This window comes from Bacillus sp. NTK074B (assembly GCF_017303375.1).
In the GTDB taxonomy this organism is placed as follows: Bacteria; Bacillota; Bacilli; order Bacillales; family Bacillaceae_B; genus Rossellomorea.
This window is the reverse complement of sequence record NZ_JAFKOH010000004.1, coordinates 202,115-218,456: the sequence shown is the minus strand read 5'-3', so window position 1 is coordinate 218,456 and position 16,342 is coordinate 202,115. Positions and strand designations below refer to the sequence as shown.

Below are 16,342 nucleotides of genomic sequence, written 5' to 3'. Positions count from 1 at the left end.
TATTCAGAATATACAAACGTTTAATGGAGGGATTAGCATGCAAGAAAATGTAGCAAAAAAAGAGGTAAAAGTAGAAGATGTATTTCCGGTAAGAGATGTTGACTATTTAGAGTACTATACAGGAAATGCGAAACAGGCGGCTCATTTCTTCTGTACGGCTTTCGGCTTTAAGACGGTTGCCTATTCAGGTCTGGAAACGGGGAACCGCGACACAGTATCCTATGTACTGCAACAAAATAAAGTCCGTTTGGTAATTACAGGAAGCCTGCACGAAGGAAGCCGTGTGTCCCAATTCGTGAAGCATCACGGAGACGGAATCAAAGACATCGCCCTTGTAGTGGATGATGTTGAAAAGGCTTACACAGGAGCTGTTTCCAGAGGCGCCATTGAAATCATGCCTCCATCCACCCTTGAAGATGATAATGGAAAAGTGAAAAAAGCCATCATTGGTACATACGGGGATACGATTCATACCCTTGTGGAGCGGAAAGATTATAAAGGGGTCTTCATGCCTGGATTTGAAAAGTATGATTCAGCCCTTAAACACGAAGATGCCGGTATCATCGCTGTCGATCACGTAGTTGGAAACGTGGAAAGCATGGAAGAGTGGGTTGAGTATTACGAAAAAGTGATGGGCTTCAAGGAAATGCGTCATTTCACCAACGAAGACATTACAACCGAATATTCAGCGCTTATGTCCAAGGTCATGCATAATGGCGGACGCATCAAATTCCCGATCAATGAGCCGGCTGAAGGAAAACGCAAATCACAAATCCAGGAATATCTTGAATTCTACGGTGGTCCGGGAGTTCAGCATATTGCGATCTTAACGGAAGATATCGTGAAAACAGTCGGTATCCTGAAAGAAAATGGCGTGGAGTTCCTCAATACTCCTGATTCCTACTACGAAATGCTTTCAGAGCGTGTCGGGGAAATAGATGAAGAGATTTCGAAAATCAAAGAGTTGAATATTTTAGTTGACCGCGATGACGAAGGATACCTGCTTCAAATTTTCACGAAGCCTATCGTGGATCGTCCTACTTTATTCATTGAAGTGATTCAGCGCAAAGGGGCAAGGGGATTCGGGGAAGGAAACTTCAAAGCACTTTTCGAATCCATCGAACGCGAGCAGGAACGCAGAGGAAATCTATAAATCATAAAAATAGATAGATAGAGAATAGATAACGGGGGTCAAAGGACCGGTCAGGGGGTTAACTCATGGAGAGATTAGCTGCTTCTACGCTTAATATCGTCCATATTACAGGTGCGATATTAAAAATGGAAGACAAGCTAACACGTGAGTCGACCCCCTTCATCCATGAGGAAAGCGGGGATCCATGTATGACGTTAAAATTCAAAACGAGAGAAGCGGTCACGCATATCGCTCCATATGTGCTGGGAAAGACGCTTGGGGATTTACAGAAGGAGCATAACTTAAGCTCGATCAGAAAACTGTCTGAAAATGAAAATATATATGGGTGCTCCCCGAAAGTGAAGCAGTGGTTCAAAGAGAACGGAAGCGACCTGTTTTTGTATCCGGACGGGGCGGCGGTCGATCTTGGTCATAAAGTTTCAGCGTTCCTGGGAGTCCCGACAGAACAGCTGGTATTCGGTAATGGCTCGGATGAAGTGATCCGTCTGTTGACCAGGACTTATGTAAGCCCTGGTGAGGAAGCCATCATGGCTGATGTTACGTTTCCGAGGTATCAGACGAATGTGTTGTTGGAAGGCGGTACTGCTGTCATTGTCCCTCTAGTGAATGGAACACATGATTTACAGGGTATGCATGACCATATCACTTCTAACACGAAGCTGATCTTTGTGTGTAACCCGAACAATCCGACAGGAACGATTGTTGGAAAAAAAGAGCTCCTGCAATTTATCGAAAGTGTACCTTCACATATATTAGTGGTGGTGGATGAAGCTTATATGGAATATGTGACAACCGATGACTACCTTGAAACCCTGCCTCTTCTGGCCTCGTTCGAAAATCTGATCGTCCTGAGGACATTTTCGAAAATATATGGCCTTGCCGGACTAAGGGTCGGGTTCGGTGTCATGAATGAAGAAATAGCTGAACAACTCCGTAAAGTGAAGGATGTCTTCAATGTGAATGCGGTAGCCCAGAAATCGGCGATCATTGCACTGGAAGATCAAGGGTTCATTAGGGAGTGTACTCATAAGAATGAACAAGGACGTCTATATTTGGAATCTGAATTTAACCGTTTGGGCGTTTCCTATTTCCCTTCCCAATCGAACTTTATCATGGTCGACACGGGGCTGAATGGAGACATCGTTTCCTATGAGTTGGTGAAAAGGGGACTCGTCGTCCGTTCTGGAACACTTCTCGGGTATCCGACAACGGTCCGGGTGACGATTGGAACGGAAGAGGATAATAAAAGGTTCATTCATGCGCTGGAAACCATTTTACAAAATGAAGGGGTGAACTGAATGGATATCAAACCAGAGACACTCGAGTGGCAGTCAGCCTATAAATTGATGATCGGCTCGATTTTGCCACGGCCGATCGCCTTTGTTTCGTCCCTTGATAAACAAGGCCATGCCAATCTTGCACCTTACAGTTTCTTTACGGCGATCTGTGCAGAGCCTATGCTCGTCTGCTTCTCTCCCATGAGACGGGGAAAGGATGGAAGCAAAAAGGATACCCTTGAAAATATCGAAAGCACGAAGGAATTTGTCATCAATATCGTCAGTGAAGAGTTTGTAGAGGAAATGAACAACTGTGCCATAGAATTTGATCCGGGCATTGACGAATTCGTGCAAGCAGGGCTTACGAAGAAAGAATCCATCACCGTTAAGCCTCCTGGAGTATCTGAAAGCAAGGTCCAATTAGAATGCGTTCTTCATGAGGTCCTTCACTTCGGCGATCATCCTGGTGCAGGAAGTCTTGTCATCGGGAAAGTAGAATGTGTGAGGATCAATGATGATCTTTATTACGACGGAAAAATAGATTCAGAGAAACTCAAACCGGTAGGAAGGCTTGCCGGTCAGATGTATACCAAACCATTATCCGATTCATTTGAATTGATTCGAAAAAGGTGATGACGCATGAAATTGGTTAGCTTTGAGAAAGAAGGAGAAGCACGGGCAGGAATGGTTCAGGGTGAAGTGGTCGCAGACATTCATGTTGTTAGTGGAGGCTCTCTTCCTAAAGATTTGTTATCCATCATCAATCTTGGTGATGAAGGCCTGAAAGGAATGAAAGAGCTAGGCGCTTTTTCAACCGTGAACGAGGGAGTGTATTCATTACGTGAAGTCACACTGAAGTCACCGATTCCAAGACCTGTCAGCATCAGAGATTTCTATGCATTTGAAGAGCATGTGAAAACAGCCAGAAAGCGAAGGGGACTGGATGTGGTGCCGGAGTGGTATGACATCCCTGTCTTCTATTTCACAAATCATTTGGCTGTAAAGGGCCCTCTCGATTCCATCGAAATACCTTCAGGCTGCGAGTGGCTTGATTACGAACTGGAAATCGCCTGTGTCATCGGGAAAGAAGGCAGGAACATTTCAAGAGACAAGGCAGAAGACCATATCTTTGGATATGTCATCATGAATGACTGGAGTGCCAGAGACCTTCAGAAGCATGAAATGAAAGTCGGACTTGGTCCAGCGAAGGGGAAGGATTTTGCCACATCGATCGGCCCGTATCTAGTGACAAAGGATGAACTGGAAGTTTATCGCAACGGTGACCGTTACGACTTGGCCATGACGGCGAAGGTGAATGGGAAGCTCCTATCCGAGGGAAATTACGAGGATATCCATTATACATTTAGAGACATGATCGAGCGCGCATCGAAAGACGTCACCCTGTACCCAGGTGAGATCATCGGATCCGGTACTGTAGGTACAGGATGTATCTTAGAACTCGGGCCTGAAACACATCCGTGGTTGAAGCCGGGGGATATAGTGGAATTGGAAATTACGGGACTGGGAGTTTTGCGGAATACGATTGCCATGAGAAGAGAGGAGGAAGAGCATGTACTATCGTCAACTGGGGAATATACCTCATAAACGTCACACCATGTTTAAAAAGGATGATGGCACGCTCTACAGGGAGCAGGTCATGGGAACAAAAGGTTTTTCAGGGACTCAGTCCATTTTGTATCATCATCATTTGCCGACGGCTGTGGCGAAAACAGAGTATCTGGGGAGTTATATGCCGGAATTTGAAGAAGAGGGTGCTTTGCGTCACCGACATTTCTTTACAGACAAAGTCGAGAAAAAAGGATGTGCGTTAAAGAGTCGGGAGTATTTACTGGGGAATTCGGATCTGTTGATCGGAACGGCTTATGTTACGGAAGAGATGACAAGCTTTTACCGGAATGGTGATGGGGATGAAATGCTTTATATCCATTTCGGGAAAGGAAAAGTGGAGACCATGTTCGGAACGATCACGTATGGAAAAGGGGATTACGTGGTGATTCCGATTGGCACCATCTACCGCGTCGTTCCTGAAGAAGAGACGAAGATGCTCATTGTCGAGTCCTTCAGTCAAATCACCACGCCTCGCCGTTATCGCAATGAGTATGGACAGCTACTCGAGCACAGTCCGTTTTGTGAACGGGACTTACGAGGGCCTGAGACCCTTGCAACCATGGATGAAAAGGGAGAGTTCGAGGTGATCACTAAATCCAGGGGAGCACTTCATTCCCATGTATTGAATCATCATCCTCTGGACGTAGTCGGATGGGATGGATACTTGTATCCATGGGTTTTCAACATTGAGGATTTCGAGCCGATCACTGGCCGTGTCCATCAGCCGCCGCCTGTTCACCAAACGTTTGAAGGGCATAATTTTGTCGTATGTTCTTTTGTACCGAGATTATACGATTACCATCCGGAGTCAATCCCTGCTCCCTATAATCATAGCAATGTGAACAGTGATGAGCTTCTGTACTATGTGGAAGGAAACTTCATGAGCCGAAAGGGAATCAAGGAAGGATCGATCACCCTTCATCCGAGCGGTATTCCACACGGCCCTCATCCAGGAACGACGGAAGCGAGCATCGGGAAAAAGGAAACGTTGGAGCTCGCTGTCATGATCGATACGTTCAAGCCGCTGAAGATCGTAAAGAAAGCAAAGGATGTCGAAGATCCAAAGTATATGTTTACGTGGGTGTAGGAAAAGAATCAATCCAAAGATTTTGGATTGATTCTTTTTTATTTGTACAGAGTTTAAAAAAGAAGGATGTCTAAAGTGGGAAAATATCTTTCTGTGCGGAAGATTATCCAAGACAAAAGGGAATATACAATCGCAGTTAGATGCTGAAAAGATGGTGAAAATATAATCTATTGTCATACCGTAAATGAAGGAGTTCATCCTATTTTAAATGAATAATCATACATACACTCTCTTAAATAGAAAGTGTTATTCTCATCTGGGATTTTTCAATGAGAATATCCTCTACCTTTACACAGGTGTCTAAACTCCCCGAACCCCCATTCCCATAGGATTTTGTCGAAAAATATAGGTCATGCATCCATGCCTGATTTGGAGCTTGCTTTTCCTCCGAAAATAAAAAAATCTCAAAAAAGTTTTTTATGTAACAAACTCTATTAGGACAAAGATGTAAGCGTTTACTTATAATCAGACTAATCTAAATAGTCAAATAATTTACCAAAAGCCTGTTGACCTACCCGGAAAACGGGAGTAATATTGTCCTCAATAAAAAAATCTTGAGCCACCAGGAAGCGGCAGTGAAATCCGAATCAAGCCGCACGCCAGGCTTTCTTTAGTCAACGCACTTCCGTTGCATGAGTAAATTTCTGAATAATCAAATAAATAACAGGCTGGAAAGGAATGATGAACATGAACGAACAGTGGATCTACTTAGACGGACAATTTGTAAAAAAGGAAGACGCAGTTGTATCTGTGTACGACCATGGTTTTCTATATGGAGATGGAGTGTTCGAAGGGATTCGAATGTACGATGGAAACGTATTCCGTCTGGAAGAACATGTTGATCGCCTTTACGACTCTGCGAAATCCATCATGCTGCATATCGAGGTGTCCAAAGAAGAAATGAGTGACATCATCGTCGATACATTGAAAAAAAATCAGCTGGAAAATGCCTACATACGTGTGGTCATTTCTAGAGGTGTTGGAAACCTGGGATTGGATCCATTTACTTGTAGAAAGCCACAAATCATCGTCATTGCAGAACAATTAGCCCTATTCCCTAAAAGCTTATACGAAACGGGCATAGATATCGTGACAGTAGCAAGCCGTCGAAATCGTGCGGATGTTCTTTCACCAAAGGTTAAATCCTTAAACTATTTAAATAACATTCTCGTTAAGATCGAAGCGAACCTGGCCGGTGTAAGCGAAGCACTGATGTTGAACGATCAAGGATACGTAGCTGAGGGTTCGGCGGACAATATCTTCATTGTCAAAAAAGGAAAGATCCTCACGCCGCCTGGATATGTAGGGGCCCTTGAAGGGATTACCCGCAACGCCATCATTGAAATTGCCGGAAAATTAGGATTCGAGATGAAAGAGGAAGTGTTTACCCGTCATGATGTGTACACAGCAGATGAGGTGTTCCTGACAGGAACCGCCGCCGAGGTCATTGCCGTTGTGAAAGTGGACGGACGGGTAATCGGAGAAGGTAAGCCTGGAAAGTATACAACCCAATTATTACAGGAGTTCAGAAACACTGTCACGCAGGATGGAAGAAAAGTTTACAAACAAAATGCTCAAGTCGGCTAAGTTGGAGGTGATGACGTGCGAAGTGACATGATCAAGAAAGGAATTGACAGAGCTCCCCACCGCAGTTTGCTGTATGCAACGGGAGTAAAACTCGAAGACCTGGAAAAACCGTTTATCGGAGTATGTAACTCCTACATTGATATCATCCCGGGTCATATGCATTTAAATGGATTTGCCCAGGTTGTGAAAGAAGCGATCCGGGAAGCAGGAGGAATCCCGTTCGAATTCAACACAATCGGTGTGGATGACGGGATCGCAATGGGACATATCGGAATGAGGTACTCATTACCAAGTCGCGAATTGATCGCTGACTCAGCAGAAACCGTCATCAATGCCCACTGGTTTGACGGGGTATTCTACATCCCGAATTGTGACAAGATCACTCCGGGGATGCTCATGGCATCAGTCAGAACCAATGTCCCTTCCGTTTTCGTATCGGGAGGACCGATGGAAGCAGGGGTATCAAGTGAAGGAAAACCATTATCACTCGTATCTGTATTTGAAGGGGTAGGTGCCCATCAGTCAGGAAGGATGACAGCAGAACAGCTTCTTGATATCGAGGCCAATGCATGTCCGACATGCGGATCGTGCTCAGGAATGTTCACAGCGAATTCCATGAATTCCCTGATGGAGATGCTCGGAATGGCTCCTCCGGGAAATGGGACGATTGTAGCGACTTCTGAAGAACGGCATCAGTTGATTAAGGACGCAGCTAAATATCTTGTGGAAATGGTGAAAAAAGATATTAAGCCAAGAGATATCATAACAGAAGACACCATTGATGATGCATTCGCCTTAGACATGGCCATGGGAGGTTCAACGAATACCGTCCTTCACACATTAGCGATTGCCAATGAGGCGGAAATCGACTATGACATCAACCGGATCAATAAAGTGGCAGAACGGGTTCCGTACCTATCCAAGATAAGTCCAGCTTCCGATTACTCCATGCAGGATGTCCATAATGCCGGTGGGGTCAGCGCCATCATTAAAGAGCTTTGTGAAATGGAAGCCGTACACAAGGATCGCATCACGGTAACAGGAAAGTCACTCTATGAAAATGTAAAGGAGGCCCATATTCAAAATGATGATGTCATCCGTCGCAGGGAGAATGCCCACAGTCCAGTCGGAGGATTATCCGTCCTCTTCGGGAATATCGCTCCAAACGGCGGGGTCATCAAAGTAGGGGCAGTCGACCCATCCATTAAAACATTCATGGGAGAAGCGATTGTCTATGAATCTCAGGATGGTGCCCTTGCCGGAATCGAAAGTGGAGAAGTGAAAGAAGGGCATGTCGTGGTCATCAGGTATGAAGGGCCAAAGGGCGGTCCAGGGATGCCTGAAATGCTCGCACCAACAGCAGCCATTGCCGGAAGGGGCCTCGAAAAAAAGGTCGCCCTCATAACAGACGGCAGATTCTCAGGTGCCTCGCGGGGCATTTCAATCGGTCACGTCTCACCGGAAGCGGCTGAAGGAGGACCAATCGGCATCGTGGAAAATGGAGACCCTATTTTCATAGATCTGACGAATCGAACGATTTCCTTGATGGTATCAGAAGAAGAGTTGACGTTCAGACAACAGGAGTGGACACAGCCATCTCCGAAAATCAAAAAAGGATACTTGGCACGATATGCCAAGCTTGTCACATCAGCAAGCACAGGCGGGATTTTGAAAACGGAATAGAGTAAAGCGTTGAAGAGGTAAAAGGATTGGACATCGTATTTTCAGAGAGCTGGTGGTGCTGCGAACCAGTAATACAACCAATACCGACATCCCCTCTGAGTATCGTTCTGAACCTCTCAAGTAGGAACGATCGAGTAGATGATACTCGTTACAAAAACAAAGGCTGGTGAAACCGATCAGCCTGTAAAGGGAGATGCTATCAGGCGTCTCTGAATGAGGGTGGTACCGTGGAAAGGATAAAGACCTTTTCGCCCCTGCGAAAGATGAACTCTGTCGTAGTGGGTGGAAAGGTCTTTTTTGTTTGAATGAATTGGATGAAAAATGCTCAGGGAAAAACCAATCATAGTAATGAAAAAAGGAGAGGAGAGATAGGCGATGAGAGCGAAGGTAGAGGCGGAACCGGCTTTACAGACACGAACAGAAAACGTCAACGGTGCAGATATGCTCATGAAGGCTTTAAAGGAGGAAAAGGTTGAGATTCTGTTTGGGTATCCAGGGGGGGCGGTCTTGCCGATTTACGATGCTCTTTACAAAGCCCCGATCAGGCATGTACTCGCCCGTCATGAGCAAGGGGCCATCCACGCTGCGGAAGGATATGCCCGTGTATCAGGAAAACCGGGTGTCGTCATTGCCACATCGGGACCGGGAGCGACGAATCTTGTGACAGGGATTGCCGATGCCATGATGGATTCCCTTCCACTGGTCATCTTTACAGGGCAGGTGGCGTCAGGGGTCATCGGGACGGACGCATTTCAGGAAGCGGACGTAGTTGGCATCACGATGCCGATCACAAAGCATAATTATCAGGTTCGGGATATCAAGGATTTACCGAGAATCGTAAAGGAAGCTTTTCACATTGCTTCAACTGGAAGGCCAGGACCGGTACTTGTCGATATTCCGAAAGATCTGACCCTGCAGCAAGCCATCCTCGTACATGAAGTGGAAATGGACTTACCGGGGTATCAGCCTAATTTCTTCCCGAATCCCCTCCAGATCAAGAAGCTGGTGGATGCCATCAAGGTTTCGAAACAGCCCGTCATTTTAGCGGGAGCGGGAGTCCTGCACGGAAAGGCAACAGAGGAATTGAAAGCATTCGCAGAACAATATGACATCCCGGTGATCCACACCCTCCTCGGTTTAGGCGGATTCCCGGCAGATCATACGCTGTTTCTGGGGATGGCCGGTATGCACGGATGCTATGCGAGCAATATGGCCCTTCATGAATGCGACTTGCTTATCAATATCGGTGCACGATTCGATGACAGGTTGACCGGGAATCTCGCTACCTTTGCGCCACGGGCAAAAGTGGTCCACATTGATATCGACCCGGCTGAAATAGGGAAGAACGTTGAAACACAGATCCCGATTGTAGCCGATGCCAGGCAGGCTCTCGCAAAACTTCTGCAGCATGAAGCAGAAAAACCTGATTTTGATGCCTGGCACCATCATCTCCGGTCTTATAAAAGGGAATATCCTTTCTGGTATAACCAGGCTCATGATGTGCTATCTCCCCAACGCCTCATTGAGCAGGTATATGAAATGACAAACGGGGACGCGGTCGTCACTACAGATGTCGGGCAGCATCAAATGTGGGCAGCACAATACTATTCATTTAAAAAGCCGAATCATTGGGTCACATCCGGAGGGCTTGGCACCATGGGATTCGGATTCCCGGCAGCGATCGGAGCCCAGTTAGCGAACCCATCGGGTACGGTGGTTGCCTTTGTGGGGGATGGTGGATTCCAGATGACTCTTCAGGAGCTTGTTCTCCTGAAGGAGCTGAACCTTCCCGTTAAAGTGGTCCTCCTCAATAACGGGACGCTTGGCATGGTGAGGCAGTGGCAGGAAACATTTTTCGAAGAAAGATATTCGCAGTCGGTCTTCTCCACCCAGCCTGACTTTGTGAAACTGGCTGAATCTTACGGAATCAAGGGATATAAAGTGCAAACCCAGGAGGAAGTCGATTCGGTTTTAAAAGAAGCGTTAACGAGTGATGAACCGGTGCTCATCGATTGCTGGGTGAACCCGAAGGAAAATGTCTACCCGATGGTGGCTCCAGGAAAAGGATTACACGAAATGTTAGGAGTGAAACCATGAGGAAACGGATTGTAACGGCCCTTGTTCATAACCGGAGCGGTGTCTTGAATCGGGTGACCGGATTGTTTACAAAGCGTCAGTTTAATATCGAAAGTATTTCCGTCGGTTATACAGAAGTCGAAGGGATTTCGCGGATGACCTTTGTCGTCAATGTAGAAGACGATCGAAAAATCGAGCAGCTCTTAAAGCAGCTCCATAAACAGATTGATGTCCTCAAGGTGTCCGACATTACCGATCAAGGAGTGGTCGCCAGGGAGCTCGCCCTCATCAAGGTCCTGAGTACCGGTCAGACCCGATCCGAAATCAATGGTATCGTCGAACCGTTCAGGGCCGCCATCATTGATGTGGCAAGGGACAGTGTAACGGTTCAGGTAACAGGAGAAACATCTAAAATAGAAGCCATCATCGATCTTTTAAGACCTTATGGTATAAAGGAAATCGCCCGCACAGGCATCACGGCCTTTGCAAGGGGGAATGGGAAGTCGGTCACGGATCTGAAGCAATATTCAATTGTGAATTAGGAGCTACACACTTATAAAAAACCAATTATTCAAAAAACGGGGAGGATGAGGGAAATGGTAAAGGTATATTATAACGGAGATGTAAGTGAAGAGGTTCTAAAAGGGAAGAAGGTAGCGGTTGTCGGTTATGGTTCACAAGGTCACGCACATGCGCAGAACCTGAAGGAGAGCGGCTTTGACGTTGTTGTGGGATTACGGAAAGGGAAGTCATGGGACCAGGCGGCGAAAGACGGCTTTGATGTTTACTCCGTACGGGAAGCAAGCGAACAGGCCGATGTCATCATGGTGCTCCTGCCGGATGAGCATCAGCCGAAAGTATATGAAGCGGAAATCAAGCCGGCCCTTACTGCAGGGAAAGCACTGGCATTTGCACATGGATTCAACATCCATTTCCATCAAGTCGTTCCGCCGGAAGACGTAGACGTTTTCCTTGTAGCACCGAAAGGGCCGGGGCATCTCGTAAGAAGGACGTTTGAAGAAGGAGCCGGGGTACCTGCACTCTTCGGAGTGTATCAAGATGCTACAGGGCAGGCGGCTGAATTGGCCCTAGCTTATGCAAAAGGTGTAGGGGCAGGACGCGCAGGGATCCTTGAGACATCCTTCCAGGAAGAAACGGAAACCGACCTATTCGGGGAACAGGCAGTCCTATGCGGAGGTGTCACATCCTTAGTGAAAGCAGGATTCGAAACCCTTGTGGAAGCCGGTTATCAAAAAGAGGTTGCCTATTTCGAATGTTTACACGAATTGAAGCTGATCGTTGACCTGATGTATGAGCAAGGATTGGAAGGAATGCGCTATTCAATTTCCGATACTGCTCAGTGGGGGGACTTCGTGTCAGGTCCACGGGTTGTGAACGAAGAGACGAAGGCACGCATGAAGGAAGTACTGACAGATATCCAAACAGGAAAATTTGCGAAGGGATGGATCCTGGAAAATCAGGCAAATCGTCCGGAATTCAACGCCATCAATCAACGGGAGAGCCAGCATCCGATTGAAGTCGTAGGAAGAGAGCTTCGTAAAATGATGCCATTTGTACAGAAACCTTCTACTAAAGAAAAGGAAGTGGTAGCGAGTGCGAACCATTGAGATCTTTGATACGACTCTGCGGGACGGTGAACAGTCAGCCGGTGTCAATCTGAATACGATTGAAAAAATCGAGGTAGCGAAACAGCTTGAAAGGCTGGGTGTCGACGTCATTGAAGCTGGGTTTCCTGCTGCTTCAAAAGGAGACTTCGATGCTGTACAGAGGATCGGTTCCACCATTAAAAACAGCTCTGTGACAGGTTTGGCGCGGGCTCAACAGCGGGACATCGATGCCGTATGGGAATCTCTTAAAGGAACGGCGGAACCAAGGCTCCATGTCTTTCTTGCCACTTCCCCCATTCACATGACTCATAAACTGAAGATGACACCGGATCAGGTCATCGATACGGCCGTCCAGGCCGTACAATATGCGAAGAAATTTTTCCCGGTCGTTCAGTGGTCGGCGGAAGATGCGTGCCGGTCGGATTTGAACTTCTTAGTTAAGATCATGGAAAGGGTCATTGAAGCAGGAGCTTCCGTAATCAATCTTCCTGACACGGTAGGGTACATCACCCCGCATAAATACGGTGAACTTTTTCGATACGTAAGAGAAAATGTTCCAACTATTGAAGGGGTGAAGCTATCTGCACACTGCCATGATGACCTTGGTATGGCGACTGCGAACTCCCTGGCTGCCATTGAAAACGGAGCCGATCAAATTGAGGGGACGATCAATGGAATCGGCGAACGTGCCGGAAATGCAGCCCTTGAGGAAGTGGCAGTCGCCCTTCGGATCCGTGAAGATTTCTACGGAGCGACCACCCGCTTGAAACTGGATGAAATCAAGAAAACCAGTTCACTTGTCAGTAAGCTGACGGGAATGAGGGTACCTGCCAATAAAGCAGTCGTCGGTGACAACGCCTTTGCCCATGAATCAGGGATCCATCAGGATGGAGTATTGAAAGAAAAAACAACATACGAAATCATCACTCCGGAACTGATCGGAGTAAACTCCAATCGTCTGGTACTCGGGAAACATTCAGGCCGCCACGCCTTCAAAAATAAAGCCGTCGAACTGGGCTTTGAACTGAGTGATGAAAAGCTGAATGAAGCATTTCATACATTCAAAGATTTGGCAGACAAGAAAAAGGAAATCGTCGATGAAGATCTCTTCAGCATCCTGACCAATAAGCAGACGGAAATGGCCGAAGCGGTCGGTTTTACATTAGAACGAATGCAGGTTCAATATGGCATGGACAATATACCCACAGCCACGATCGAGTTGAAGTTCGAGGACGGAAGCGTAACAAGGCTCGCTTCAACGGGATCAGGAAGTGTAGAAGCCATCTACAATACGATCGAAAAAATCCTCCCGGAATCTTCAAGATTACTGGATTACAAAATCAACTCAGTCGGCGGGGGCCGGGATGCCCTGGCAGAAGTGTATGTAAGACTTGAATATGACGGAGAAAATACAAGCGGTCGGGGAACGGCCCAGGATGTACTGGAAGCATCGGCCCGGGCGTACTTAAACGCAGTGAACCGACTGTCTCAAAGGAAATCTCAACAAAGGGAAAGAGTAGAGGCCAGTTTGTAAGATCAAGGTCCCTGAAGTGCCTTTCCAAAAACCAATAAACAGGAGGTAATTCTAATGAAGAAAAAAATCGCTGTACTACCAGGAGACGGTATCGGTCAAGAGATTATGGACGGGGCATTAGAAGTACTGAAGGCAGTGGGTGATTGGTTCGGCCATGAATTCGAAGTGGAGATGGGATACATCGGCGGCTCTGCTGTTGATCGCTTCGGTACACCATTACCTCCTGAAACGATCAAGCTCTGTAAAGCGAGCGATGCGGTTCTGTTAGGTGCTGTCGGAGGACCGAAATGGGAGCATTTGCCGAAAGAGATCCGTCCTGAAAAAGGACTCCTCTCCATCCGCAAAGATTTCGACCTGTTCGCGAATCTGCGTCCGGTGAAAGCATTTGAGAGCCTGCTCGGTGCCTCTCCTTTGAAGCGTGAAATCGTGGAAGAGGTAGACTTAGTGATCGTCCGCGAACTGACAGGAGGACTATACTTCGGCCAGCCATCAGGGCGTCAGGGAAAACAGGAAGAAGTGGCCGTTGATACCCTTGTTTATGAAAAAAGTGAAATTGAACGGATCGTTCACAAAGCCTTCAAGCTGGCTCAGAAACGAAAGAAGAAATTAACCTCCGTCGATAAGGCCAACGTTCTGGAAACGAGTCGAATGTGGCGGGAAGTCGTGAATGAAGTGGCAGTTGAGTATCCGGATGTAGTAGTGGAGCACATGCTGGTTGATGTAGCGGCCATGAAGCTGATGTATCAGCCGAAACAATTCGACGTGCTGGTGACGGAGAATATGTTCGGCGATATCCTGAGCGATGAAGCCTCCATGATCACAGGCTCACTGGGCATGCTGCCATCCGCAAGCCTGAGGGGAGACTCGTTTGGCCTGTATGAACCGGTTCACGGGTCAGCCCCTGATATTGCCGGAAAAGGAAAAGCCAATCCTCTTGCCATGATTCTGTCAGTGGCCATGATGCTCCGTTATTCCTTCGGTCTAAAAGAAGAAGCGGAAATGATTGAAATGGCCGTCCAGGAAGTCCTGAATGCAGGATACCGTACAGGAGACCTTTGGACAATGGGGCGTGGAACCGTTATCGGAACACGTGCCATGAGCCAGATGGTGGTGGAGAGACTGGAAGCCGATCACGCCCTGTCTTCGATCTTGGCGGCTTATTTGTAAGAATCCATTTAGCGTGGAGATTTAATATGGGAAGGATATTGAAACAACTCGGAAACTATTCGATCATCGAATAAATATTTCACAAAACCAGGAGGGAGTCCATGGCAGGGAAAAATATCATTGAAAAGATATGGGAAAAACATATTGTGCACAGGGAAAAAGGAAAGCCGGATTTGCTTTATATTGATTTACACCTTGTACATGAAGTAACGTCTCCCCAAGCATTTGAAGGACTTCGCTTGAAAGACCGCAGTGTGCGGAGACCGGATTTAACCTATGCAACCATGGATCACAATGTTCCGACAAGGGAGCGTCATATCGTCAGGGATGAAGTCGCCAGACTGCAAATGGACACGTTGAAGAAAAATTGCGCAGAGTTTGGAGTCACCCTGGCTGATATCCATCACCCCGATCAGGGGATTGTCCATGTCATCGGACCCGAACTGGGTCTGACCCAGCCGGGGAAAACGATTGTATGCGGGGACAGCCACACTTCTACCCACGGAGCGTTCGGGGCCCTTGCATTTGGGATCGGGACGAGTGAGGTGGAACATGTACTTGCGACCCAGACCCTCTGGCAATCGAAACCGAAAACCCTCCAAGTGGAAGTATCCGGGGAACTTGGATTCGGTGTTACGGCTAAAGATGTGATTCTTCATATTATTTCGACTTATGGAGTAGGATTCGGCACAGGATATGTCATCGAATTCACCGGGGATGTGATCCGGAATCTGTCCATGGAGGAAAGAATGACGGTTTGTAATATGAGCATTGAGGCAGGGGCAAAGGCGGGCTTGATCAGCCCCGATGAAACGACCTTCGATTATTTAGAAGGAAGAGAATATTTGCCAAAGGATTGCTCTTTCCAACGATGCAAGGAAGAGTGGAGATCTTTGACGAGTGACAGTGATGCCACCTATGATCACAGAATTGTGGTGAAGGGTGAAGAAATCGAACCCCATGTGACCTGGGGAACGAATCCGGGCATGGGGGCCGGGATTTCGAGGTCCGTCCCTCATCCGGTAGAGTATGGGGATTCTTCTGAGAGAGAGGGGGTCGAAAGGGCTCTTCATTACATGGGCCTCGAAGCGGGTATGAGAATCGAGGACATTGGGATTGATTATGTGTTCATTGGGTCCTGTACGAATTCCCGGTTAAGTGACCTGAGAGCGGCGGCCGAGGTGGTGAAGGGTCACAGTGTCAAGCCGGGCGTTACGGCTTTGGTTGTTCCGGGATCGTATAAGGTGAAGAAAAAGGCCGAAGATGAAGGATTGGATACAATCTTTAAAGATGCAGGCTTTGAGTGGAGAGAGGCAGGCTGCAGTATGTGCCTGGCTATGAATGATGACATCGTTCCACCTGGCAAGCGCTGTGCATCGACCTCGAACCGGAACTTTGAAGGGCGGCAGGGAAATGGATCGAGAACCCACCTGCTAAGTCCGTCCATGGCGGCAGCGGCTGCCGTAACCGGGAAATTGACAGATGTACGTAAACTTGAGAAACTGCCGATTTCATAGGAGG

Annotated in this window: 13 protein-coding genes and 1 other annotated feature; all 13 genes read left to right on the top strand. The window is 47.3% G+C overall.

The window, feature by feature from the left end; genetic code table 11:
* The first annotated feature begins 37 nt into the window (after positions 1 to 37).
* Entirely contained in the window at positions 38 to 1,153 is a 1,116-nt protein-coding gene (gene hppD / locus JI667_RS09040) for a 4-hydroxyphenylpyruvate dioxygenase (RefSeq protein ID WP_206852276.1), read from the top strand.
* A gap of 65 nt (positions 1,154 to 1,218) precedes the next feature.
* Entirely contained in the window at positions 1,219 to 2,451 is a 1,233-nt protein-coding gene (hisC, locus tag JI667_RS09035; RefSeq protein WP_306465450.1) for a histidinol-phosphate transaminase, read from the top strand.
* Positions 2,452 to 3,063 carry a flavin reductase family protein gene (locus tag JI667_RS09030; protein WP_206852274.1) on the top strand — a complete coding sequence of 204 codons (612 nt, stop codon included), beginning with the start codon at positions 2,452 to 2,454 and terminating at the stop codon, positions 3,061 to 3,063. It begins immediately after the preceding gene.
* A gap of 6 nt (positions 3,064 to 3,069) precedes the next feature.
* A complete protein-coding gene (locus JI667_RS09025) occupies positions 3,070 to 4,035 on the top strand; it encodes a fumarylacetoacetate hydrolase family protein (protein ID WP_206852272.1) in 966 nt (321 codons plus the stop codon).
* Entirely contained in the window at positions 4,001 to 5,146 is a 1,146-nt protein-coding gene (locus tag JI667_RS09020) for a homogentisate 1,2-dioxygenase (protein WP_206852270.1), read from the top strand. Before JI667_RS09025 ends, JI667_RS09020 begins: the two co-directional genes overlap by 35 nt.
* Positions 5,147 to 5,833: 687 nt before the next feature.
* Positions 5,834 to 6,733, top strand: coding sequence for a branched-chain-amino-acid transaminase (ilvE, locus tag JI667_RS09015; protein ID WP_206852267.1), 900 nt, complete (start codon positions 5,834 to 5,836; stop codon positions 6,731 to 6,733).
* 15 nt (positions 6,734 to 6,748) lie between these two features.
* Positions 6,749 to 8,416 carry a dihydroxy-acid dehydratase gene (gene ilvD, locus JI667_RS09010; RefSeq protein WP_206852266.1) on the top strand — a complete coding sequence of 556 codons (1,668 nt, stop codon included), beginning with the start codon at positions 6,749 to 6,751 and terminating at the stop codon, positions 8,414 to 8,416.
* Positions 8,417 to 8,675, top strand: a binding site (T-box leader).
* A 116-nt stretch (positions 8,676 to 8,791) separates the two neighbouring features.
* Positions 8,792 to 10,513, top strand: coding sequence for an acetolactate synthase large subunit (gene ilvB, locus JI667_RS09005; RefSeq protein WP_206852263.1), 1,722 nt, complete (start codon positions 8,792 to 8,794; stop codon positions 10,511 to 10,513).
* Positions 10,510 to 11,034: an acetolactate synthase small subunit gene (gene ilvN, locus JI667_RS09000; RefSeq protein WP_044339131.1), complete on the top strand. Its 525-nt coding sequence runs from the start codon at positions 10,510 to 10,512 to the stop codon at positions 11,032 to 11,034. The genes ilvB and ilvN overlap by 4 nt, the downstream gene beginning before the upstream one ends.
* Positions 11,035 to 11,088: 54 nt before the next feature.
* Positions 11,089 to 12,120, top strand: a complete 1,032-nt coding sequence (gene ilvC / locus JI667_RS08995) for a ketol-acid reductoisomerase (protein ID WP_206852260.1) — start codon at positions 11,089 to 11,091, stop codon at positions 12,118 to 12,120.
* Positions 12,107 to 13,654 carry a 2-isopropylmalate synthase gene (locus JI667_RS08990; protein ID WP_206852258.1) on the top strand — a complete coding sequence of 516 codons (1,548 nt, stop codon included), beginning with the start codon at positions 12,107 to 12,109 and terminating at the stop codon, positions 13,652 to 13,654. The genes ilvC and JI667_RS08990 overlap by 14 nt, the downstream gene beginning before the upstream one ends.
* Before the next feature lie 54 nt (positions 13,655 to 13,708).
* Entirely contained in the window at positions 13,709 to 14,821 is a 1,113-nt protein-coding gene (gene leuB, locus JI667_RS08985; protein WP_206852257.1) for a 3-isopropylmalate dehydrogenase, read from the top strand.
* 101 nt (positions 14,822 to 14,922) lie between these two features.
* The gene (gene leuC, locus JI667_RS08980; RefSeq protein WP_206852255.1) at positions 14,923 to 16,338 is read left to right on the top strand and encodes a 3-isopropylmalate dehydratase large subunit; all 1,416 of its coding nucleotides are present in this window, start codon (positions 14,923 to 14,925) and stop codon (positions 16,336 to 16,338) included.
* The last annotated feature ends 4 nt before the right edge of the window (positions 16,339 to 16,342 follow it).